Annotated in this window: 19 protein-coding genes and 3 pseudogenes; 6 read left to right on the forward strand and 16 right to left on the reverse strand. The window is 65.4% G+C overall.

Annotated elements, in window-relative coordinates; all coding sequences use genetic code 11:
• Window positions 1-17: 17 nt before the first annotated feature.
• Genes G6N20_RS10650 through dndB form a run of 5 tightly spaced genes read right to left on the reverse strand, consistent with a single transcriptional unit; the run spans window position 18 to window position 6,415 of the window.
• The gene (locus G6N20_RS10650; protein WP_232065329.1) at window positions 18-1,403 is read right to left on the reverse strand and encodes a DNA phosphorothioation-associated putative methyltransferase; all 1,386 of its coding nucleotides are present in this window, start codon (window positions 1,401-1,403) and stop codon (window positions 18-20) included.
• A gap of 59 nt (window positions 1,404-1,462) precedes the next feature.
• Window positions 1,463-1,855 (reverse strand): DNA sulfur modification protein DndE, encoded by a 393-nt coding sequence (gene dndE, locus G6N20_RS10655; protein WP_083051384.1) that lies wholly within the window; start codon window positions 1,853-1,855, stop codon window positions 1,463-1,465.
• Window positions 1,856-1,857: 2 nt separating this feature from the next.
• Window positions 1,858-3,828: a DNA sulfur modification protein DndD gene (dndD, locus tag G6N20_RS10660; RefSeq protein ID WP_083051381.1), complete on the reverse strand. Its 1,971-nt coding sequence runs from the start codon at window positions 3,826-3,828 to the stop codon at window positions 1,858-1,860.
• Window positions 3,825-5,360: a DNA phosphorothioation system sulfurtransferase DndC gene (gene dndC, locus G6N20_RS10665; protein ID WP_083051379.1), complete on the reverse strand. Its 1,536-nt coding sequence runs from the start codon at window positions 5,358-5,360 to the stop codon at window positions 3,825-3,827. The genes dndD and dndC overlap by 4 nt, the downstream gene beginning before the upstream one ends.
• The gene (gene dndB, locus G6N20_RS10670) at window positions 5,357-6,415 is read right to left on the reverse strand and encodes a DNA sulfur modification protein DndB (RefSeq protein WP_332102939.1); all 1,059 of its coding nucleotides are present in this window, start codon (window positions 6,413-6,415) and stop codon (window positions 5,357-5,359) included. The genes dndC and dndB overlap by 4 nt, the downstream gene beginning before the upstream one ends.
• A gap of 189 nt (window positions 6,416-6,604) precedes the next feature.
• Between dndB and dndA the strand changes: the two genes are divergently transcribed.
• Window positions 6,605-7,822 (forward strand): cysteine desulfurase DndA, encoded by a 1,218-nt coding sequence (dndA, locus tag G6N20_RS10675; RefSeq protein WP_083051373.1) that lies wholly within the window; start codon window positions 6,605-6,607, stop codon window positions 7,820-7,822.
• A 645-nt stretch (window positions 7,823-8,467) separates the two neighbouring features.
• Complete coding sequence (locus G6N20_RS10680) at window positions 8,468-10,201, forward strand: IS1634 family transposase (RefSeq protein ID WP_083051370.1); 1,734 nt, start codon at window positions 8,468-8,470, stop codon at window positions 10,199-10,201.
• 149 nt (window positions 10,202-10,350) lie between these two features.
• Here the strand turns inward: G6N20_RS10680 and G6N20_RS10685 are convergent, their stop codons facing one another.
• Window positions 10,351-10,572: a helix-turn-helix transcriptional regulator gene (locus tag G6N20_RS10685; RefSeq protein WP_179961464.1), complete on the reverse strand. Its 222-nt coding sequence runs from the start codon at window positions 10,570-10,572 to the stop codon at window positions 10,351-10,353.
• 233 nt (window positions 10,573-10,805) lie between these two features.
• On the opposite strand from G6N20_RS10685, the pseudogene G6N20_RS21230 reads away from it, so the two are divergent.
• The 3 pseudogenes from G6N20_RS21230 to G6N20_RS10700 all read left to right on the forward strand — a co-directional run bounded on the left by G6N20_RS21230 (window position 10,806) and on the right by G6N20_RS10700 (window position 13,705).
• A pseudogene (locus G6N20_RS21230) lies at window positions 10,806-11,428 on the forward strand (hypothetical protein).
• Window positions 11,429-11,482: 54 nt separating this feature from the next.
• Window positions 11,483-12,894 (forward strand): annotated as a pseudogene (locus G6N20_RS10695) (DDE-type integrase/transposase/recombinase).
• Window positions 12,891-13,705 (forward strand): annotated as a pseudogene (locus G6N20_RS10700) (ExeA family protein). The pseudogenes G6N20_RS10695 and G6N20_RS10700 overlap by 4 nt, the downstream one beginning before the upstream one ends.
• A gap of 238 nt (window positions 13,706-13,943) precedes the next feature.
• On the opposite strand, the gene G6N20_RS10705 reads toward G6N20_RS10700, so the two are convergent.
• The 6 genes from G6N20_RS10705 to G6N20_RS10730 all read right to left on the reverse strand — a co-directional run bounded on the left by G6N20_RS10705 (window position 13,944) and on the right by G6N20_RS10730 (window position 17,464).
• On the reverse strand, window positions 13,944-14,828 hold the full coding sequence (locus G6N20_RS10705; RefSeq protein ID WP_003414409.1) for a nucleotidyl transferase AbiEii/AbiGii toxin family protein: 885 nt from the start codon (window positions 14,826-14,828) through the stop codon (window positions 13,944-13,946).
• A gap of 2 nt (window positions 14,829-14,830) precedes the next feature.
• The gene (locus tag G6N20_RS10710) at window positions 14,831-15,718 is read right to left on the reverse strand and encodes a type IV toxin-antitoxin system AbiEi family antitoxin (RefSeq protein ID WP_003414414.1); all 888 of its coding nucleotides are present in this window, start codon (window positions 15,716-15,718) and stop codon (window positions 14,831-14,833) included.
• 309 nt (window positions 15,719-16,027) lie between these two features.
• Window positions 16,028-16,573: a DUF1802 family protein gene (locus tag G6N20_RS10715; RefSeq protein ID WP_083052151.1), complete on the reverse strand. Its 546-nt coding sequence runs from the start codon at window positions 16,571-16,573 to the stop codon at window positions 16,028-16,030.
• The gene (locus tag G6N20_RS10720) at window positions 16,570-16,839 is read right to left on the reverse strand and encodes a DUF2277 domain-containing protein (protein ID WP_083052150.1); all 270 of its coding nucleotides are present in this window, start codon (window positions 16,837-16,839) and stop codon (window positions 16,570-16,572) included. Before G6N20_RS10720 ends, G6N20_RS10715 begins: the two co-directional genes overlap by 4 nt.
• Before the next feature lie 20 nt (window positions 16,840-16,859).
• Window positions 16,860-17,252, reverse strand: a complete 393-nt coding sequence (locus G6N20_RS10725) for a type II toxin-antitoxin system VapC family toxin (protein ID WP_083052148.1) — start codon at window positions 17,250-17,252, stop codon at window positions 16,860-16,862.
• On the reverse strand, window positions 17,249-17,464 hold the full coding sequence (locus G6N20_RS10730; RefSeq protein WP_042915533.1) for a type II toxin-antitoxin system Phd/YefM family antitoxin: 216 nt from the start codon (window positions 17,462-17,464) through the stop codon (window positions 17,249-17,251). The genes G6N20_RS10725 and G6N20_RS10730 overlap by 4 nt, the downstream gene beginning before the upstream one ends.
• Window positions 17,465-17,510: 46 nt before the next feature.
• Here G6N20_RS10730 and G6N20_RS10735 point away from each other — a divergent pair, with 46 nt between their 5' ends.
• The gene (locus G6N20_RS10735) at window positions 17,511-18,260 is read left to right on the forward strand and encodes an enoyl-CoA hydratase (protein WP_083052145.1); all 750 of its coding nucleotides are present in this window, start codon (window positions 17,511-17,513) and stop codon (window positions 18,258-18,260) included.
• Window positions 18,261-18,273: 13 nt separating this feature from the next.
• Here the strand turns inward: G6N20_RS10735 and G6N20_RS10740 are convergent, their stop codons facing one another.
• Genes G6N20_RS10740 through G6N20_RS10755 form a run of 4 tightly spaced genes read right to left on the reverse strand, consistent with a single transcriptional unit; the run spans window position 18,274 to window position 22,400 of the window.
• Window positions 18,274-19,356 (reverse strand): ABC transporter ATP-binding protein, encoded by a 1,083-nt coding sequence (locus tag G6N20_RS10740; RefSeq protein ID WP_083052142.1) that lies wholly within the window; start codon window positions 19,354-19,356, stop codon window positions 18,274-18,276.
• Window positions 19,349-20,662: an ABC transporter substrate-binding protein gene (locus tag G6N20_RS10745; protein WP_083052139.1), complete on the reverse strand. Its 1,314-nt coding sequence runs from the start codon at window positions 20,660-20,662 to the stop codon at window positions 19,349-19,351. Before G6N20_RS10745 ends, G6N20_RS10740 begins: the two co-directional genes overlap by 8 nt.
• Window positions 20,663-20,664: 2 nt before the next feature.
• Window positions 20,665-21,492 (reverse strand): carbohydrate ABC transporter permease, encoded by an 828-nt coding sequence (locus tag G6N20_RS10750; RefSeq protein ID WP_083052136.1) that lies wholly within the window; start codon window positions 21,490-21,492, stop codon window positions 20,665-20,667.
• Window positions 21,492-22,400, reverse strand: coding sequence for a carbohydrate ABC transporter permease (locus G6N20_RS10755; RefSeq protein ID WP_142272210.1), 909 nt, complete (start codon window positions 22,398-22,400; stop codon window positions 21,492-21,494). The genes G6N20_RS10750 and G6N20_RS10755 overlap by 1 nt, the downstream gene beginning before the upstream one ends.
• Between the last annotated feature and the right edge of the window lie 13 nt (window positions 22,401-22,413).

Genomic DNA, 22,413 nt, shown 5'->3' on the forward strand with positions numbered 1-22,413 from the left:
GGAGTTCACGCACATTCTTATGATCGGACGAGGCGATGGCCCCGCAGTCGCACTCCGGACTTGGCGAGTGTCGCCTGCCATCCTTTTAGAGTGCCGATCCGCTCGGGGCTCTCGTACAGACCTGCCCGGGTCTCCGCGCGCGTAAGCCGTTCGTAGAGGGGACGTTTGGGATCGTCAGCACCGAGGAACTCCTCCTTGCGGTGCAGAAGCGGAGGATTGTCGGATCGGCTGTAGTCACGCCATTCGACTGTCAGCTTTCGTAAATTGACCGTGAGTGCCGAACGCAGGGTGGGATGCGGGTCTCGGTCGAACTCCGGGTAGCTCAGATAGGAGACCTGCGGCTCGGCGACGGACATTTTTATCATGTTCGCGTGCTGCACCGTGCCCGCCAGCACTCGGGCGCAGCCTTCGTAGACCTGCAGCACCGGCGGAATCTCGGCCATTGCTGAGCGATGGACATAAAGCGCGCTTGGTGTCTGCTTGCCGATTTTGGAGCTGCGCGCATTCACATGCAGCAGAGCCTGATCTCCGCACGCCACGAGCAGGCGATCAGCCTGCAGGCATGCTTCCTGGTAGGTGCCGAAGAGAGCGCGGATATCCGTGGCCAGTCGGCGATCGAGTTCGGAGAAGCGCGCTCGCCGACCGAACCGAGACAACGCGACGTAGATCAGCAGCTCGGCGCGACGCTGGATCGTGACCTGGTCCCAGTAACTGTCCTCGGTGACCTGCCGGATCAGGCGCTGGGCGCGGCCAAGACTGCCAAGCGCCTCGCGGATCGCCGCCGCCACCTCAACCGACAGCTCCGAGGGACGAGGGGCGCGGGCGTGATCGCGCATGAAGTCGAACAGCGGTGCCAGTGTCTCTTTGTGGGCCTCGTATCGCGCCTGCGGATCGATCGAGATGCGGGGACGGTACGTATAGACACGCGAAGCCAAGAAGCGTTGGGCGGCGGCCTCATCCCGGAACACGTAGAAGATGCCCGGTGCGGCGGCACGCGGCTGTACGCCGAGCGTCTGTTGGATCCAGTCGGCTAGTTCCGCTTGTTCGTAAAACTTTTGGAAGGTGCCGGTGCGAGTGACCAGCCCGTCTCCCATCGGCCGACCGGCAAGATCGCGGGCGTCCCAGGTCATCCGCGCCGAGACGACCAGCAGCCCTTCGGTCAGGTCCCATGCTGCCCGCAGTGCGTCGGCGCGCTCGCTCGGTCGCTCGATGACGTTGATGACATAGCCGAGGTTCACGATCTGCGCTGGCCTGCGCTGCGCGGTCGGCCGGTGCGTGGGATCCCAACCGTTGACGTTGTATCCGAGTGCGCGCAGGTGACGGATGTCGTCGCCTTTGCCGCAGCCGTAGTCGAAGACCACGCAACCCGGATCCATCAGGCCATCGGCCACCGCCGTGGCCAACGGGCGCGAGAGCGTTGCCCGTGTGAGCGCAGTCTTGTGGCGCGCAACGCCTGGCAGGGTCATACCGCCGGGGACTCGCTGAGTCCGACGCTGGCCAGCCCGGCGACGTCGGTGACCCGAGGGTCTCCGACGAGATAACCGATACCGCGATGGAGGTGCAGGCGGAACTGTTGAGCCAACGTCTCCTCGTCTAAGGGCAGACCGTCGTTGTGGCAGCGCAGCCGCAACAGCGCCCACAGAACATCGCCGAGGTTGCCGCCGAAGGTGCGCCAGGTCATCTCGAGATTGCTGTCGAGGCTCAGCTTGATCAACGGCGGCGGTGCGGGCTCGGCAAGGGAGCGACACAGAGCCCACCGGCACAGCACGTTCCAGTGGGCGATGCCGGTGCGACGCTTGAGCGTGATCAGTTGATCGCGCGCCGTCTGTGACAACCGAATGTGTTCGATCGCCATACTCACTCCCAGAAGTAGCCGTCGTCGACATGTGTAGCATTCGTGATCGGATCGAACTCGAGGCGGTAAGCGCGTCCGAGCCACCGGGCGATCCGCGCGAGGGCGTCCTTGTCGATCTCGGTGTCAGTCGTCAACAGCACGACCTGGTGGCTGGCCTGCGGGAAGTAGCGCTCCAACAGGTGTCCACGATGCGAACCGTCCAGACGCCCTAGCGGTGTGTCAATGACGACCGGAAGCGGCTGACCAGCCGCCCGTGCCAACCCCCACAGCAGCGCCACAGCAAGCAGCTGGCGCTCCCCCGCCGACAGATCCGTCGCAGGCAGCGGACAACCATCACCACCGGTTAGCGACACCGTGTGTGTTTCCGGATCGATTTGCACATCGGTGATCAGCTGTTCCTTGCGCAGCAGTATTCCGAGCGCCTCGAGGATTAACTGCGAGATGCGCTTCAGGTGCCGGCGAGTCGCGGCCACCCGCAGACGTTCCAAGGTCGTGCTGACGCGATCAACATGCTCGACCAGACGTCTATCATCGTCCGCGGCTAGGTTGGCTTGTGCGGTCTTGTCTAGCGCTGATTCATACGCGGCGTGTGCCTTGGCTCGATCGTTGCGCGTCGCCTGCAACAACTCGGTGGCTACTGTCAACGCTGCCTCGGCGCGACGAAGTGCATCCCGCGCACTGTCGCGTTGCTTTCGCAGTGGTACCAACACATCCGGGTCAGGAATGGCCGCCAGCACTCGCTCGGCCTGGTCGAGCTCGGCCATCAATGTCGACCGACGATCCACCACCGTTTGCAGCCGGCGACGCGCATCCGGAAGCGTCGTCAGAACGGCTTCCAACGCCAATGGGTCACCGAACCCAGTGATCTGCTCGGTGTCAGCCGATGTACGACGCCACTCGCGGTCTGCCGCAAGGAACTGCTCGATCCCGTTGACCGTTGCGGCCTTCACCTTCGAAGCGCGCAGCTGCTCCAACACAGCGCCATCGCGGCCCATGAGGACCTCGACCAGCATGGTGTTGCGCTTGGCACTATCTTCGTCGCGCACCCGAGAAGCCAGCGCATCCAGCAGCCCACCGAGTTGAAGAAGCGGCGCCACCTCAGCCAGCTCACGCCGGATGTCGTCGTCACACTGGGCCAAGCCAGACCGGGCTGTCGCGGCGCTGTTCTCGACGGATTCTCGCTGCTCAAGGAGATCTCCTCCCGCCGCGCGGTACGCCTCGCTCGCTTCGAAGAACAGCTTCTGGCCAAGCTCAACCTCGGTCCGTCGAGCCGCTTCGGCTTCAGTAGCTGCTTCTTCTGCTTGACGGTGTGCGGTCACAAGCTGTTTTTTCTCCTCCACAGCCACCCGCAGGCTGTCGGGAACCTGATCGCCTCGATGGCGTCGCTTGAGCACCGCGAGGTCGGTGGTTAATCGCTGGACGAGATCGAGCCCAAGCAGTGCGGCGAGCGCCGAGCCGAGCACCTTCCGCGAGCGTTCCATATCGGCGAGCGCCTCGATCTGCTCACCGTCGAAGAAGAACAGACCGGCAATGCCGCGTGGCAGGAAGGTCTCGACTTGCTCGTTCCACGTTGAGGTCAGGGACTGGTTGTGTCGTCCATCGACCGAGACGAGCAAGATCTCGCGAATGCAGGCACCCGTGTTCTTCCAGCTACGGCGCACCCAGAACGTGCGCTCGGTGCCCTCTTGGTGCACTGTGAAGGTCAGCTCGATGGCTGCACCCTCGCTGGCGGGCACCCCCCGGTGGATGAGACCCCGCAGATAGTTCTCATAGCTGCCGCTGCGTCGCTTTGAGGTATGCGCCAACGATCCGTACAAAGCGAGTTGAATTGACTCTAAGATGGTGGTCTTGCCTGCGCCGTTGAGTCCGCCGATAAGCACGATCGGCCTGTTCGGGGATGGCGGTGTCAGGTCAATGACGTGACGTCCTGCGAACGTTCCGACATTGTGAAGTACGAGCTTGTTGAGGATCACGATGCCGACTCCGGCGCCCGATGCACGTACCCGTCGGCGATGTCGAGCGGATCCGGTGGTGGCTGCTCGCAGTTCTGCGGCGTGCGGTCCATCGCAGCTTTGCGCTTCTGGGCTCGCATGGTCGCGTCGGCCTCGTCGTCGTAGAAGCCGCGGCGGAGTGCCTTTTCCAGCGACTCGAACAAACCCGCGCGGCGGACCTGCGCTCGGTAGCGCTGCTCAACGTCAAGCAGCTCGCGTACCAGCTCGAAGTGCAGCCGGTCCCCGCCGGCGACCTCGTGCAGGGATTCGATCATGTCCGCACCGAGCGGCAGATGCTCGTCAAGCGGCCCGCCCGGATACGGCTCGCCCATGGCTGCCTCATAGATGCCCGGCAGATGGTCTTCGAACTCGTGCTTGTCGACCACCCAGATGCGACGGATCTCCTCAAGTTCAGCGAGTGTGATCAGCTCCAGCGGGCCGACGTAGTCCGGGCCGTTGTTGCGGATCCACGCCTGGGCCTCCAGCAGACGCTTCAACCAATCCTCACGTGCCGACTGCGTGTATGGGCCCGGGATCGGCTTGTCATGGAAAAGCTGCACCGAACCATTCATCCGCCGAAAATCACGCAGGTGGCGGTCATCGCCGATGTCCAATGCATTGCGCAGCTCCAGCAGCGGCAGCATCCACTCCTTCTCCTCGTCGTTTTGGATCATCGCCGCCATCGACTTGTCCTTGTCCACCAGCGTGCACGTCCAGCAGCCAAACCGACTGTCGCCGCAGCTCGATGTGCTCGCATCGACAACGAGTGGGCACTCCCCGTCCGGCGAGGCGCCCTGGTACATCGTGAGCAGCTCCTTGTTGGAGTAACCCCACGGATTCGCCGACTGCATTAAGAAGGTCCACACGTCATCGTTCGACCAGTCCTCGACCGGCGAGTAGACAAGAGCGTTGGGCAGCGAGTCATTGGGGCTCAGCAGATCACGCACACGGCGCGACTGCAGCGCGGTCATGCGAGCCGACCGCACCGAGCTTTCCGCCTTGCGAATGCCCAGCACCAGGATCGCCTCACCGTGCGAGCGCACCACCTCGCGGATGAAGGCATTCGATGGCTTGATCTTCAAACGCTCAGTGCACCAACGGAACTTCGGCCGAGGCGCTGGGTAGCCCCGACCGATCAGGTTCACCCAAAACGTGTCGGTCACCGCGGGTGTTAGCCGGTTCGGCGAGATCGGCATGCCCTGGTCTGCCGCCTGCGTCGCCATCACCTCCAGCGAGTGCGTCACCCATGCAGCAACGACAGGGTTCTCCACAAGGGTGTCGGTGCTGATGACGTGCACCGGTTTGCTCCGCTGCTCCGGCTCCAGACCCATCAGCGCCAGCCAGACGATCTGCAACACCGCAGTCGAGTCCTTGCCACCGGAGTATCCGACCACCCACGGCACCCCGTCGGCAAGGTAGAGCTGCTGCGTCTGGGCTACCACCGCCTCGATGGTGCCGGCGAATCCGAGGTCATCGAAGGCCGAGCGCGGACGGATAGGCAAGCTGGGCGTCATTTCTCTCCCCGGATGAATCGGTCCTCGGCGCGTTGCTCATCGGGAGGGAGCGGCATGCCCAATGTTCGTCGGATGTACGCCGTCGTCAGCTCGACGTTGGTGCGGCTCTTGTTCACCTTTCCCGCGGTCGTTGCGCGGCCTTCCCAGGTGTCGGCGTTGTTGCGATGCCAGTCGATGCTGCGAAGCTTGTTGAGCCGCTTTTGCCACACCGACTGTTGGGAACTTTCTCGCAGCAGCGTGTTACCGACCCTACCGAGTGCGTGCAGCGCGATGCTGTGGCTATGGATGAAGTCCTGCCGCACCTCACCTGCGGTGATCTCGCCGCGGTAGACCTGCTGCCAGGCAGGGAACTGGTCAGCGACAACACTCCAAAACTTCGTCGCGAGGTCGACGCGGTCAGTCAGCGAGTCCGGCTTGATCTCCTCGAGCAGCGCCGTGGTTGCGGTGTGCAGCGCAGACAACGTGAACAGCTTGCGCGACCGCTGCGCCAAGTTACTGGTTTCCATGTCGGTGAGATCCTTCAGGAGTGGGTTCTGCGAGACGACCAGCCGCGAGATCGCAGCCATCGGATCGCGGTGGTCATAGAGCACGCCGATCGACTTGGCCGGACGGATCGCGTAGCGATTCAGGTCGGCGAACATTTGCTGGCAGCGGTCCAGGCCAATGTCGATAAACATGACGATGGCGATGGTCTCGTCGCCCAGCGCGGGGTTCTCCGCGAGCGCCTGCTGGATGGCGGCACGGCGGTGCTGGCCGTCGTTGATGACGAAGGTGGCAGACATCGGAATGGTAAGCGTGCCGATGCGCTCGGACGGCCCACCGCCACCGGCGAGCGAATTGAACCGCACCTCAGCATTTACCGACGCCGTCAGCGCCGAGAAGATATAGCTTTGCGGATTCTCGACGATGTAGCGCGCTATCTCAGGGACCCGCGCCTTGTTGAGTAAGCGCTGAGCACGCATGTCTGGCGGCAGCTCCTCCTCATTGAACAAGAACAGCCGAGGTATGAGCCGCAGCGGACACATCGTGACGTAGTACTCCCGACCCGCCTGCACTCCCCGGATCGCCGGAAAGACATACTCGAACTCGCCACGACTGGCACCGGCGGACGGACCGCTCCGAGATGCTTCGCCTGTCGCCTTGTGCGCCACGTCTCTAGTCCTACCATGTACGGATCGGAACATCCGAACAATGCACGGTTTCATTCCGAACAATCGTCCGTACCGGAAGCTAGGCTTCCGCGCATGAACGTAGTGAAGCCCACCGACATGGGCACTGACGACGCCTCCTTCGGGCCACTCTCACGGCCGATTTACTTGGACTTCAACGCCACCACGCCAGTTGATCCCCGGGTAGCAGACGAGGTGCTCACCTACATGTCGTATGAGTTCGGCAACGCCGGCAGCCGCACCCACAGCTACGGTCAGATCGCCAAAGATCGCGTCAACCGCGCCCGCGACGAGGTCGCGGGCGTCGTCGCCGCCAACCCCGGCGAGGTCATCTTCACCAGCGGCGCCACCGAAAGCGACAATCTCGCCATCCTGGGCCTTGCAGCCCACGGCGAGACCACCGGTAGACGCCACATCATTTCCACGCAGATCGAGCACAAGGCCGTTCTGGAGCCGCTGGAGGTGCTGCGCAACAGAGGCTTTGAGGTCGAGTTGATACCCCCAAACGAGGGTGGTTGGGTCTCCGCCGATGACGTCGCCGCGGCACTCCGACGCGACACGCTATTGGTGTCGGTTATGGCTGTTAATAACGAGACCGGTGTCATCCAGCCCATCAAGGAGATCGCCGCTGCGCTCGCGGACCACGAGACGTTCTTCCACGTCGATGCCGCGCAGGCCTTCGGCAAACTCATCGACCTGCTGCGTGAGCCGCGCATCGACCTGCTCGCACTGTCGGGCCACAAGATCGGCGGACCCAAAGGTATCGGCGCCCTACTGACCAGAAGGCGCGGGTTCAAGCGCCCGCCGCTGGCACCACTGATGCATGGCGGAGGACAGGAACGAGGCCTTCGACCCGGAACCCTCCCCGTGGCTCTCATCGCCGGTCTCGGCACGGCTGCACGGTTAGCAATGGAAGAGTCCGCCGAGCGCGCCCGCGTTTGCCAAGCTACGAAGAGCGAACTGCTAGAAGCTCTCGAACCACTCGGCATCGCGTTGAACGGTGATCCGGCACGCACCATCTCGAGCACCCTCAACTTCTCGGTACCAGGAGTCGACTCAGAAGCAGCGATAGTCGCTCTCAAGGACATCGTCGCCCTCTCCAATGGCTCCGCCTGCACCTCCCAGAGCTATGAGCCGAGCCACGTCCTTGCAGCAGCTGGACTCGCCGAGGACCGCATCGCTGGAGCGCTTCGACTGTCCTGGGGCGCCAACACGCGACACGTCCCCTGCGATGAAATTGCAGCTCGCCTTCGCGCTTTGGCACCGCAGCATCCCAGACTCGTCGACAACTAATGTGTCAAATTTCGCCGGCTGCGCCGGGCGTCAAGATCAATCGAAATCGCACATCCCTTGACCGCCGCCGCTATGCGAGCGGACAGCATTGATCGACGTTGAACGCCTCAAAGAGGGGAGGTGGGCGCACTTCACCACGGGCGACCGCCACCGTGTCCACGAGCCGAGCCGACCCGTGTCCTGGTCACCCAAGAGCACTCTTACGTCGCGTGGGCGGTCTATCACAAGGCGAAGCCTCCAGAGGGCATGTCTCGGTCGCTCCGGACCTCCTCACCACCGGAAGATTATGCGAATTACCGCCGGTACAAATTTTCACGCCGACGACGTGCTCCCGCAAACGCCGGGGTGATCCCTGCTCTCCGAGGCCAGCGCCAGCTACCACACCCTTGCTCCTCGCACACGCAGTGGTGATCCTGGTCCTTGTTGTCCGGGACTTCGAGCAGGAACGTCTTGCCGGTGCCCAATGGCCCGCAGATTAGTCCGAAGTTCCCCCCTGTTGGGCGGTGCTGAGGGATCGGTGTCGTTGTGAACAGGTGGTTTATGTCGTTCGGGCATCCAGTCTGTAGACATGTAATAGATGACAATCTAGACGTGTATCAGTGTTTCTGAGTGGCTTAAGCACGAAGATGCGCTATCGTTATAGACATGTATGTGGCGCGGGTGCCCAACCGGGGGTCGCCGCCAGCGATCCTGTTGCGGGAAAGCTACCGCGAGAACGGCAAAGTGAAAAACCGCACCCTGGCCAATCTGTCCCGCTGGCCCGCCGACAAAATCGACGCGCTTGCCGCAGTGCTTAAAGGGCTGCCGCCCAACATGGATTTGGCCCAAGCGTTCGACATCACCCGCAGCCTGCCGCACGGGCATGTGGCCGCAGTGCTGGGCACCGCGGCACGGCTGGGCATGGCCGAGTTGATCGACCCAACACCGTGCCGCAACCGGGATTTGGTGATGGCGATGCTGGTAGCGCAGATCATCGATCCAGACTCCAAACTGGGGATCGCCTGCGGGCTGCGCACCGAAACCGCTACCAGCTCACTGGGGCAGGTGCTAAGCGTCGAAGCCTGCGACGAGGACGACCTGTATGCGGCGATGGACTGGGTGCTCACGCGCAAGGAGGACATCGAAAATCGTTTGGCTGCCCGGCATCTGACCAATGGCACCCTGGTGCTCTATGACGTGTCCTCGGCGGCGTTTGAGGGGCGTACCTGCGAGCTAGCCAAGATCGGGCACGCCCGCGACGGGGTCAAAGGCCGGCTGCAGATCGTCTACGGGCTGCTGTGTTCCACCGCCGGAGCGCCGGTGGCCATCGAGGTGTTCGAGGGCAACACCGGCGACCCCAAAACCCTGGCCACCCAAATCACCAAGATCAAAGACCGGTTCAACTTGGGCCGGGTAGTGCTGGTCGGAGATCGGGGCATGCTCACCAGCGCGCGCATCGACAAAGAGGTGCGCCCCGCAGCGCTGGACTGGATCACCGCGCTGCGCGCCCCGGCCATCAAGGCCCTCGTGGAGGCCGAAGCGCTGCAGCTCACACTGTTCGACCAGCACGACCTGTTGCAGATCACCCACCCCGACTACCCCGGCGAGCGACTGGTGTGCTGCCGCAACCCCGTCCTGGCCGAACAACGGACCCGCAAACGCAACGACCTGCTTTCGGCCACCGAAAAGCAGCTGGAAGCCATCGCCGCGGCCACCCGCCGCGCCCGCCGCCCACTGCGCGGCAAAGACAAGATCGCCCTGCGGGTCGGCACGGTGCGCAACAAGTTCAAGATGGCCAAACACTTTGACCTCCAGATCACTGACGAGTCATTTTCCTACACCCGCAAGACCGATCAGATCGCCGCAGAGGCCGCGCTCGACGGCATCTACGTGCTGCGCACCAACCTGCCCGAGGACAGCCTCGCCGACGATGATGTGGTGTTGCGCTACAAGGGACTTGAAGACGTCGAGCGGTTCTTCCGCGCGATGAATTCCGAACTGGACGTGCGCCCCATCCGCCGCCGGCTGGCCAACCGGGTGCGCGCCCACATGCTCTTGCGCATGCTGTCCTACTACATCAGCTGGCACATGAAACAAGCCCTGGCCCCGATCCTGTTCGCCGACCACGACAAACCCGCCGCGGCCGCCAAACGCGCCAACCCCGTCGCGGCTACCGAGCGCTCCGACGCCGCCCTGAGCAAAGCAGCGCGCAAACGCACCCGCGACGACTACCCGGTGCACAGCTTCACCACCCTGCTGGCCGACCTAGCCACCATCTGCGCCAACCAGATTCAACCCACCCAAGACCTGCCGGCATTCACCAAGATCACCAACCCCACCGCAGTGCAGCGACGAGCCTTCGAACTTCTCGACGTCTCTTACCGACTGGGCTACACGTAGGCAGTACACCACCACAAAACCCCAGCTCAACCCCACAATTCACCCCCACCAGGGGGGAACTTCGGTTAGGTTCTCGCCGCGGTGCAGCCTTTCGAAGTGCGCAGCACGGCCTGGGCCTAGGCCCCCGAGGTCTTTCTAGTGAGCGGGCCTCACGCGGCGTCGCCGCGTCTAAATCGGGTTACGCTCTCGCGCTGCGAGATCCAGCGCAACACCTCGTCGCACCGGTACACGACGCGGCGCCCGAGGGTGAAGCTCGCCGGACCGATGTCCGAATGACGCCAGTACCGCAGGGTTCCGACGGGGACGCCGATCATCTCCGAGACGTTTTGCCCCGGGCAGTTCCATTGGTCCTGCTGAATCAGGCCGGTCATCCAGTGCATCCAATAGTGATGACAGTACTCGTGTGTTCGGGGGCATTCAGGGTGAGCACGCGGGGGTAGGGTTCCGGCGCTGACGGTGAGGAGCGTGTCGGCCGGTTGGGGCCCGGTTTGGTGTGTGTGGTGCCGGGGCGGCACGGTGATCAAGTCATTGGTAGGCGACGGCCCTCCCGTCGTCTCTTGGCCGAGTGCTACGGGAGGGCCGCCTTTTCGCGCTCGGAGGCGCTGTGGTCACCGTAGAAGCAGATGTCGGTCTAGTCGAGCGCAGGTTGGCGGCTGGTGAGCTGAGCTGTCCGTTCTGCGGGGTGTGCTGGCGGGTGGGGCGGGCGCGGGCGCGGCAGTTGCGCGGCGTGGATGGGCCGGTGGAGCTGCATCCACGCCGGTCGCGGTGCACCGGGTGCGGGTGACGCATGTGTTGTTGCCGGTGACGGCGTTGCTGCGCCGTGCGGACACCGCGGCGGTGGTCGTGTCGGCGCTGGTGGCCAAGGGCGCCAGCCGGGTGGGGTTTCGCCGGATCGCTGCGGATGTGGCGCGGCCGGCCGAGACGGTGCGGGGCTGGCTACGGCGCTTCGCCGAGCGGGCCGAGGCGGTGCGTTGGGTGTTCACCGTGTGGCTAGCCGCGGTGGCTGCCGATCCGGTGATGCCCGATGCGGCCGGCGGGGTGTTCATCGATGCGGTGAGTGCGATGGTTGCGCTCGCGGCGGCCATCGGGCGTCGTTTTTCGCTGCCCAGGGTGTCGCTGGCCGAGGTGGCGGTAGCGGTTTCGGGTGGCCGGTTGTTGGCGCCGGGCTGGCCCGGTGAGCCGGTGCAACACGAGTCGACCCTGCCGGCGGCGCGAATCACGCCGTAAATCTGTGCGCTGTTGTGTGTTTTTCAACGACAGCAAACAGAAGGGAGCGGCCCGGTGGCGGTCGGCGGCGATGAGGAGAAGGTGCGCGCGGAGCGTGCGCGGGCGATCGGGTTGTTTCGGTACCAGTTGATCCGGGAGGCCGCCGATGCGGCGCTTTCTACCAAGGAGCGCGGGAAGATGGTGCGCGAGTTGGCTTCCCGGGAGCACGTCGACCCGTTCGGGCGGCGGGTGCGGATGAGCCGTCAAACCATCGACCGCTGGATCCGCGACTGGCGGGCCGGCGGGTTTGACGCGCTGGTGCCCAACCCCCGCCAGTGCACCCCGCGCACTCCGGTCGAGGTGCTGGAGTTGGCGGTGGCGCTGCGTCGGGAAAACCCGCAGCGCACCGCGGCGGCGATCCGGCGGATCTTGTGCACCCAGCTGGGCTGGGCGCCCGATGAACGCACCCTGCAGCGCAACTTTCACTGGCTCGGCCTGACCGGCGCCGCCACCGGGTCGGCGCCCGCGGTGTTCGGCCGGTTCCAGGCCGAGCACCCGAACGACCTGTGGACTGGAGATGCGTTGCACGGCATACGAATTACTGTCCACAAGACGTATCTGTTCGCGTTCTTAGACGACCATTCCCGGCTGCTGCCCGGCTACCGGTGGGGCTACGCCGAGGACACCGTGCGGCTGGCCGCCGCGCTGCGCCCGGCGCTGGCGTCCCGCGGTGTCCCCAAGGCGATCTACGTCGACTGCGGCTCGGCGTTCGTCGACACGTGGCTGTTGCGGGCATGCGCGAAACTCGGTGTGCGTCTTGTTCATTCCACACCAGGTCGGCCCGAAGGGCGGGGCAAGATCGAGAGGTTCTTCAGGACGGTGCGCGAGCAGTTCCTGGTTGAGATCAGCGGCGAACCCGACACCGTCGGCCGCCACCACGTGACCGACCTGAACGAATTGAATCGGCTGTTCGCGGCCGGGGTCGAAACCGTCTACCACCGGCAGGTGCATTCCGAAACCGGGCAGACCCCGCTGGCCCGCTGGTGCGCTGCCGGCCCCGTCGCGCTGCCCGCCCCAGAGGCGCTCACCGAGGCATTCCTGTGGGAGGAGCACCGCCGGGTCACCAAGACCGCCACCGTCTCGCTGCACGGCAACAGCTACGAGGTCGACCCGGCGCTGGTCGGGCGCAAGGTAGAGCTGGTGTTCGACCCGTTCGATTTGACCCGCATCCAGGTCCGTGCCGGCGGCGTACCGATGGGTCTGGCCATCCCGCATCACATCGGACGCCATGCACACCCCAAGGCCAAACCCGAAACCCCCCCTCCGCACCACCCCGACCGTCGGGCATCGACTACGCGCAGTTGATCGAAACCGCCCACGCCGCCGAGCTCGCCCGCGGGGTCAACTACGCCGCCCTCACCGCCAACACCGACCAGATCCCCGGGCAACTCGACCTACTCACCGGCCAGGAGGCCCAACCGAAATGATGGACAAACTGATCTCCTACTACGGGTTTTCGCGCATCCCCTTCGGCCGCGATCTGGCCCCCTTCCATGCTGCACCGCCACGGCGCGCACAACGAAGCGGTCGCTCGCATCGGCTGGTGTGTCGCCGACCGCCGCATCGGTGTGGTCACCGGCGAGGTCGGCGCCGGCAAGACGGTAGCCGTGCGCGCCGCGCTGACCGCCCTGGACCGAAGCCGCCACGCCGTCATCTACCTGCCCGACCCCACCGTCGGGGTGCGCGGCATCCACCACCGCATCGTCGCCTCGTTGGGCGGACAACCCCTTACCCACCACGCAACTTTGGCTCCCCAAGCCGCCGACGCCCTGGCCGCCGAACAAGCCGAGCGCGGACGCACCCCCTGTCGTGGTCGTCGAGGAAGCACACCTGCTCGACTATGACCAGTTGGAAGCGTTGCGGCTCTTGACAAATCACGACCTCGACTCGTCGAGCCCCTTCGCGTGCCTGCTCATCGGCCAGCCCACGCTACGGCGCCGGATGAAACTTGGCGTGCTCGCCGCGCTCGACCAGCGCATCGGCCTGCGCTACGCAATGCCGCCCATGACCGACAAGGAGACCGCAAGCTACCTGCGCCACCACCTGGCCCTGGCCGGGCGTGACGACACGCTGTTCTCCGACGACGCGGTCACCCTCGTGCATCAGACAAGCCGAGGCTATCCACGCGCGGTCAACAACCTCGCACTACAAGCCCTCGTTGCCGCGTTCGCCGCCGATAAGGCCATCGTGGATGAATCCTCCACCCGCACAGCCATCGCCGAAGTCACGGCAGACTGAACACCACACCGACACCCTAACCACCACCGACCCCGCCGGACACCTCCCGGCGGGGTCATTTCATGCCCACACGTTCTCATCGCCAACGCCGCCATCATGCTCATCCTGAATGCCGGTCAACACTCGTGTCTTGCTCACCACCACAGCCGCATTCGTGCCCAACTGCTCTCATCTAGTCGATTCAGCCGCGTCCAGCCGCAACCGTGCCAGCGGAACGGCACGATCGCCGGCAGGTTGATCAGGACCGCAGCACCGCCAGCGCGTTCTCCACTTCGCGGCGGTGCCGTTCGTCGCAGGCGGCCCACCGCTGCTCGTCGGCGTCGAGGTCGGTGAGGAACGCAAATCGCTTCCGAACGCGAGCTTCCCAGGCAGCCATAGCGACAGGACGAGTCAGCACGCCGATCGAGTCGGGCTGGAAGTCGTGCTCGCTGCGGGCGGCGAGGACGTCTTCGACGCGTAGTGGCCGGGTGCCGCGCCGGTCATCGACGACATCACCCCACACCTTGAGCACCCACAGCCGCCGCACGAGCGGTTCGTCAATCGTTCGCGAGGCGAAGTGGTTCAGGTCGTACAGGTCCCGTGCCAGCGCAACGCGGCGGTACCGCGCGAGTTTCTCTGCGCAGGCTTCCGCTTCTGCCACGACCGGCAGTGTCGGCAGCCCAAAACCGTAAGCCTTATGGATCGGCAACTGGATGAATGCGAGCAGCTCAGACGGCAAAGCCAACGGCCGCCGTGCGAACTCGACGCTGGCGACGATCCGGGGCTCGCCCAATTCCGTGTGCCGCACCCGCAACTGCCAATGCCGGCCGTCGCCTCGTGTGCTCTGCACGCCGAATTCGAAGCCGCCGACACGGGCGCCGTCGATCAGCTCGCACACCTCCAGCACGACCTCATCGTCGGGCGCGCTGAAGTCCAGATCAGTGGAGAACCGCCCGACGTTGCCCAGCCGGCACTTCCGTAAGCTGGTACCGCCTTTGAACACCAGGCGGTTATCGCCGAACTGGACGGTCTGCGACAGCAGGTACAGCAGGTGGTCCTGGGCGACGTCGAGCAGAGCGGCGTCGTATGCCTCGGCCCGACCAAGAGCGTGACGCGCAACGAGCGCACGGGTCAGACCGGCCACAGTCACGCCTTGCCGATCACGCGCAGCAGCGGTACGACGAGCTCGTCGACAAGCTGATACTCGGGAGCCCAGACACTCTCGCCACGGTCGCGGCTGTGCGCGGTGGTGAATCGAGTCACCGGCATCACTTCGGTGTGCCGCTTGGCCAGCAGCGCCTGGCCTCGTGCCGGTTCACCGCCCGAGTCCAGCAGGTAGCTTGCACGCTGCCAGGCCGATGTCGGCCGGCCCGACAGTAGACGCTCCAGGCGCTCGTCACTGCAGTCGGCGACGAGGTCGTCAAGGTGGGGGACAAGGTCGGCCCACGGCCCGAACGAGGCCGGGCGCGTGGCGATTTGCACAAGTAATGCTTCTGGGCCTAGCGCCGGTAACCCGGTCGCCCACGCGACGAGGTCGAGCCGCCGCCGGACCAGCAACGCGGGACGCGGAGCCAGCAGTGCGGTGTCCGCCGCGTTCCAGGGGATGCGCACGACGGACACATACGATGCTAGGCCGTCGGGCAGCCTTTTGGCCGGCGGCAGCCAGATCGGGATGCGGCCGTCGGGTTGGCGGTCCAGGTATCCGAGGTGCCACGCTGCGGATGCGCCGGCCAGCATGAAGCCCGCGTTCTGGTCACGGGCCAGCCACGACCGCAGCGGTAGATACGGGTCCGAGATGGCGGCCTCGCCGGGGGGAATGAATGCCCAGGTGCCTTTCACCGGCAGTTGGACCAGCCACCCAATGCGGCGCAGTTCGCGGATGGCGGAGTCGGGGTCGCGTCCACACCCAGCCTCTGTAAGCCGTTGCGTCAGATCCTCTTTCGTGACGACTACGGGCCGATCGCGAGCGAGGCCGGACACCACCCGTGACGCCCACGTGGGGATGCGCCGATCGGCGCCGGCTGGGCTCACCACCGAACTTGAATTCACACCGGAAACTATACTATATCTGTACGCAACAATGTTCAAACTCAAGAAATCACTTGATTTAGGAACGGGCTTCGGTCGGTGACAGTATGAAACCCGTTCCAAACTCAAGTGCCCTGTACGGGCTGGCGGCGATGCGGTGCAACGGCGAGAGCACAAAACGCGCTTCGCGGATGACCGGACGGCGCACCGGAGAGTTGCCACGAACGTCACCCCTGAAATCAAGTGGGACCAGGATGCACTGACGCGTTGCTCGGACCAGTCACCCAGGCGATGCGCCTCGGCCGGCTCCAAAACTCAACCCACGGCCTCGCGGACCCGGGCGGCGACCTCGGCCAGCGCGGCCTCGTCGTGCACCGGCGCCGCCAACGTCGGCGTCACCGGCAGCCGCACCCAGCTGGTGCAACCGCCGTACTCGGGGGTGCGGGTCAGCGAGACCGGCTCGGCCAGCGGGATCGCGCAGACCACCAGCACGGCCAGCCTGTGCTTGGGCCGAAAGTCGAGCCGGTCGGCGCGCACCGACTCGGCGGTCCAGATGTGCAGATCCTCGATGGCGTCCAGACCCTCTGGCCGGTTAACCGGCACCGCCGCAACAACTTTCGCTGCGGCCCGCAGTAGCACACACTCGTCGGTGCTGTCGGCGGCCGCCGGGCCCAGCAGGTCGCGGTGCTCGGGACGAACCCGCTCGGCGTGGCTGTGCGCGACCGTCGGGAACAACAAGAACTCGTGGGCCGCCACCTCGAAGCGCTTCTCGCCGATCCCGCCCTTGCGCAGCAGCACCGTCTGCCGGCCGTCCAGCAGCGCGTGCACCGCCGCGCTCCACTCCTTCAGCGCTGGCGTCACCGCGATCCCGCGAGCCGGGCCGCCACGTCGGGTCGGCGCAACGGCGGGACGGTCTTCGGCGGCAGCCGCCGGGGCGGCAGGGCGTCCAGCAACCGCGTCGTCGCCGCGGTCACCTCGGCGACGGCGGCCTCAAACGCCTCGGCGGTGGCCGCCGACGGGAGCGTGATGCCACTGACCTTGCGCACATACTGGCGCGCCGCCGCCGCGATCTCGACGGGCGTGGCCGGGGGTTGCAGCCCGCGCAGTTCGGTGATGTTGCGGCACATGCCCTCAACGATAGGCGCGGCTACCAGACGGTGACCGGTCGTGGGTGCCGATGACTGCGTAGCCGCCGGTCCTTGGTCACCAGCCGCCAGCCGTGTTCGATCGCGGTGGCGTAGATCAACCGGTCGGCCGGATCGCCGGGGAACGACGAGGGCAGCGCCACCGTCGTGGCGGCGACCGAGGGCGTGATACCGACGGTGCGAACGTGCTCGGCCAGCTGCTGAAGCCAGGACAACACCGGAATCGCCAGTTGGATGCGTTCCTGTTCGGCAAGCCAAGCCAGCTCGAACCACGAAATCGCGGCGACGGCGAGCTCGTCGGCGTGTTCGATGGCCTGGCTCGCCGCCATGCTGAGACGCTGCGGCTCGGCCGACCACCAGTAGGCCACATGCGAGTCGAGCAGCACCGTCGTCATGAAACGTTCCACGAAACCCCGGTGGTGAAGAGTTCGTCGTCATCCACCGCGGTCATCGCCACACCCGAGAATCGACCCTTCAGCGCGTGCGGCCCCGTCGCTGCCACCAGCCGGGCCACGGTGCGGCCGTGTTTGGTGATCTCGATCTCCTCGCCCTGGGCCACTTCATCAAGCAAGGAGAGGATCTTCGCCTTCACCTCCGTAGCGGTCATTTTTCTGGTCATCAGGACAGTCTACCGGTCCTGTTACGGTGATCGAATGACCGACGACATCCTGCTGATCGACACCGACGAACGGGTGCGAACCCTCACCCTCAACCGGCCGCAGTCCCGCAACGCGCTCTCGGCGGCGCTACGGGATCGGTTTTTCGCGGCGTTGGCCGACGCCGAGGCCGACGACGACATCGACGTCGTCATCCTCACCGGCGCCGATCCGGTGTTCTGCGCCGGACTGGACCTCAAGGAGCTGGCCGGGCAGACCGCGCTGCCGGACATCTCACCGCGGTGGCCGGCCATGACCAAGCCGGTGATCGGCGCGATCAACGGCGCCGCGGTCACCGGCGGGCTGGAGCTGGCGCTGTACTGCGACATCCTGATCGCCTCCGAGCACGCCCGCTTCGCCGACACCCACGCCCGGGTGGGCCTGCTGCCCACCTGGGGACTCAGCGTGCGCTTGCCGCAAAAGGTCGGCATCGGCCTGGCCCGGCGGATGAGCCTGACCGGCGACTACCTGTCCGCGACCGACGCGTTGCGGGCCGGCCTGGTCACCGAGGTGGTGGCCCACGACCAGCTGCTGCCCACCGCCCGCCGGGTGGCGGCGTCGATCGTCGGCAACAACCAGAACGCGGTGCGGGCATTGCTGGCGTCCTACCACCGCATCGACGAGTCTCAGACCGCCGCCGGGCTGTGGCTGGAAGCCTGCGCGGCCAAGCAATTTCGCACTAGCGGCGATACCATCGCCGCCAACCGCGAGGCCGTGCTGCAGCGCGGCCGCTCCCAAATCCGTTAGCGCCAAAAGTCCTTCAGCGAAGCCGGGTCTCGGTGCGGCTGTCGAAAAGGCGCACCTCCTGCGAGTGCGGCACGATCGCCAACGACTCACCCACCCGCACCGCGGTGCGCCGGTCGGTGCGGAACACGATGCGCGGCGCGCGTGACGACCAGCCCCGCTGGTCGACCGGCGTTGCGTAGACGAAGGATTCGAAGCCGAGCTCCTCGACCAACTCGACGTGCACGGTCAACGATCCCGGGGTGCCGATCGATGCCACGTCCCAGGACTCCGGCCGCACGCCGACCAGCACCCGGTCGGCCGCCGGGTCCGGAACCGGTATCGCCAAATCCGGTGCCTGCACCACTCCGTAGCTGACAGCGGCATCGATGAGGTTCATCGCCGGCGCCCCGATGAACGTGGCGACAAACGTGTTGACCGGGTCGTCATACAGCGCCCTCGGCGTGTCAACCTGTTGCAGCACACCGTCTTTGAGCACCGCCACCCGGTCGCCCATCGTCATCGCCTCCACCTGATCGTGGGTGACGTAGACGGTGGTGGTGCCCAACCGACGCTGCAATCCGGAGATCTGCGAGCGGGTGCTCACCCGCAGCTTGGCGTCCAGATTCGACAGCGGCTCGTCCATGCAGAACACCCGGGGCCGGCGCACGATCGCCCGGCCCATCGCCACCCGCTGCCGCTGCCCGCCGGAGAGCTTGGCGGGCTTGCGGTCCAGCAGATCCGTCAGCTCCAGCATGTCGGCGACTTCCAGCACGCGCCGGCGGGTGTCCGCGCGCGACATCCCGGCGTTTCGCAGCGCGAACCCCATGTTGGCGGCCACCGTCATGTTCGGGTACAGCGCGTAGTTCTGGAACACCATCGCCACGTCACGCTCGCGCGGCGGCAGATGCGTCACATCCACGTCGCCGATGGTGATGCGCCCGCTCTCCACCGATTCCAGCCCGGCCAGCACGCGCAGCATGGTGGACTTGCCGCAACCGGAAGGGCCGACGAGGACCAGGAATTCGCCGTCGGCGATCTCCAGGTCCAAGTTGTCGACGGCCGGCGCGTCGGCACCGGGATAGCGATGGGTGACCGCAAGGTACTGAACGTTAGCCATGACCGGGCAGCTTCCGTTTGATCTGACGGTCGAGGATGACCTGCAACTGCTTGTGGACGTTCGTGAACGTCTTGGTCACGTCGGCTCCCCGCAGTCCGATCGATTCCAGGCCGGCGGAGATGATCCGATCACCGCCGGGCAGGAATACCCGCGCGTAGTCCTGCGGTCGGGTGTGGGGCAGCTGGTCGAGCGCCACCTTGGCGCGCGGATTGTCGGCCAGGTAGTGCCGTTCGCTGGGGTCGTCGACGGCGGACTTGCGCACCGGCAGATAGCCGGTTTGCTGGCTGAAGTAGGCGGTGTTCCTCGGGTTGGTGACGAACTCGATGAACTTGAGCGCGTTGCGCTTTCGCTCCTCGGAGAGCCTGCTGGGAATCGCCAGCCCGGCCCCACCGGTGGGGCACGCGGGCGCCCCGTTCGGACCGGTGGGCAGCGGCGCCGCCCCGACGTCGAATCGGGCGGACGTGGTAATGCCGGCCAGGGAGCCGGTCGATGCCACCGCGGAGGCCAGGATGCCTGTGGCGAACTCGTTGGCGACATCGTTGGCGACCGCGGCGTACCCCTTGCGGTGGATGGAGTCGCGGTAGAAGTTGCCGGCCGCGATGGTGGCCGGGTCGGTGAACGCCAAGGTCCACTCGTCCGAGTAGGCGCCGCCGAATGCCCAGTCGGGCCCTTGGAACGTCCAGGAGATCAGGGTGGCATTGGCCCAGCCGTGCGCCCACCTCCCGGCGCCGACGACGCGCTGCAGCCGCGGACCCCACTCGTCGAACTCTTGCCAGGATCGCGGTCCGCGGTCGGGCAGGCCGGCCTGTTCCCAGACCGCCTTGTTGTAGTAGAACAGCGGCGTCGAGCGGGCATACGGCAAAGCGTAATGTCGGCCGTCGAACTCGTAGTCGGCCAACAGCGAGTCGACGTAATCCGCTGTGTCCACGCCGACCTGGCCGAACAGGTCTTCAAGGGGGGTGAGGACACCGCTGAGGGCGAAATGGAACCACCAAATGTCGTCCAGCACAACGACGTCGGGCACGTCGGCGCCGATGAGCGCCGCGTTGAACTTCTGCGCCACCTCGTCGTAGTCCATCCCCGCGTCGATCAGCCGTACCGGCAGGTCGGGGAACTGGCTGCCGAAACGGCTGATCAGCTCGCGTTCCACCGTGGTGGACTGGCCGGGATGGTTGGACCAGAACGTCATCGGCCCCGACCCCGACTTCACAGCCACGCTGCCGCCCATCCCGGCACAGCCGGCCGCCACCCCGGCCGTCGCCGCGCCCACCAGGGACAGGAATTTCCGACGGTTCAACGGCTCCATGCCTATCCCTTGACCGCGCCCGAGGTGAGGCCCTTGATCATCTGCCGCTGCAAGACGATGAAGATCACCAGGATGGGCAGCATCGCCAACAGCGTCACCGCCATCACCGGCCCCCAGTTCGTCACACCCTCGGCCTGCTGCAGAAAGGTCAGACCTATCGGCAGCGGCGCCACCGATTCGTCGTCGGACATCAAGAACGGCCACAGGTATTCGTTCCATTCGTTGACGACGGTGATGATGCCGAAGGCCACCATGGTGGGCCGCGACATCGGCAACACCACCCGCAGCAGCAGTTGCCACCAGCGCGCGCCATCCATCCGGGCCGCCTCGATGATCTCGGCGGGCAGCGACAGAAAGTGGTTGCGCATCAAGAAGGTTCCGAACGCCACCCCAGCAAGGGGCAAGATGATGCCGGCAAAGGTGTTGCGCAGACCCAGGTGTGAGATCAACGCGTAATTGGAAATCACGGTGATCTGGTTGGGCACCATCAACGCGGCGATGATCACCACAAACACCGCCGTGCGGCCCGGGAACCGGACAAACACCAAGCCGAAGGCGCTGAGCACCCCCAGAGCAAACTTCACCACGGCCAGCACGGACGTGATGATCAGCGAGTTGCGCAGAAACGTCCAGAACGGAATCTGCCCGGTGGCCGTGCGGTAGTTCTGCGGGTACCAGCGCGGCGGCCACCAACTGGTGGGCTGCGCATAGATGTCGGGCTGATCCTTGAACGAGGTGAAGAACACGAACAGCAACGGCCCGGCGACCAGCGCGACCACCACCACCATCGCGGCGTAGCCAACCGTGCTACGGAGCCGATCCGTCGTCACTACCGTTGCTCCCGATCCATCACCCGCACCTGGTAATACGTCACCGCGAGCAGCACCAGGAACATGATCGTGGCCACCGTAGCGCCATAGCCGGCCCGAAAATTGCGGAAGGTCTCCACATACACCTGGTACACCATGGTGGTGGTGCCGGTGCCCTCCGGCCCGCCCCGGGTCATCACGTTGATCACGTCGAACACCTGCAGCGAGTTGATCAGCACGGTGATCGACAAGAAGAAGGTGGTGGGCCGCAGCTGGGGCAACAGCACTCGACGGAACACGGCCCAGCGGCTGGCGCCGTCGATTTCGGCCGCCTCCAATAGGTCTCGGCGCACGCCCTGCAGCGCGGCGAGGTAGATGACGAAGGTATAGCCGAGGTTCTTCCAGATGTAGGTGATGGTCACCATGACCATCGCCCAACGGGCATCCTGGTAGAAGTCGGGCACCCCGACCCCGATGCGGCGCAACAGGTCTTGAATCAGACCGAAATGCGGGTCGAAGACGAACTGGGCCGCCAGGCCGACGGCGGCCCCGGAGATCACGAACGGCGCGAAAACAGTGGAACGCACCAGGTTTCGTCCGCGCAACGGTCGAACGAGCAGCATGGCCAGCGCCAACCCCAGCACCATCGAGCCGACCACCGCGGCACCGGTGAAAACCGCCGTGTTGGACACGATCTGCCGGGTATCCGACCGGGTGAACCACTCGGTGTAGTTGGAGAACCCCACGAAGTGGGCCGTGGGGTCGGAGATGTTCCAGTCGAAGAACGACAGCCGGATGTTGTCGGCCAGCGGGCGATAGATGAACACCAGCAACAACGCCACATTGGGGCCCACCAGGCCGACGAACAGCGCGTAATCGCGCACCCGGTGCCGCGAGGGCCGGTGCGGTGCGGGCCGCGTCGTCGTCACCGGCGCAGTGTAG

It is taken from the genome of Mycobacterium shinjukuense (genome assembly GCF_010730055.1).
Taxonomy (GTDB): Bacteria; Actinomycetota; Actinomycetes; order Mycobacteriales; family Mycobacteriaceae; genus Mycobacterium; species Mycobacterium shinjukuense.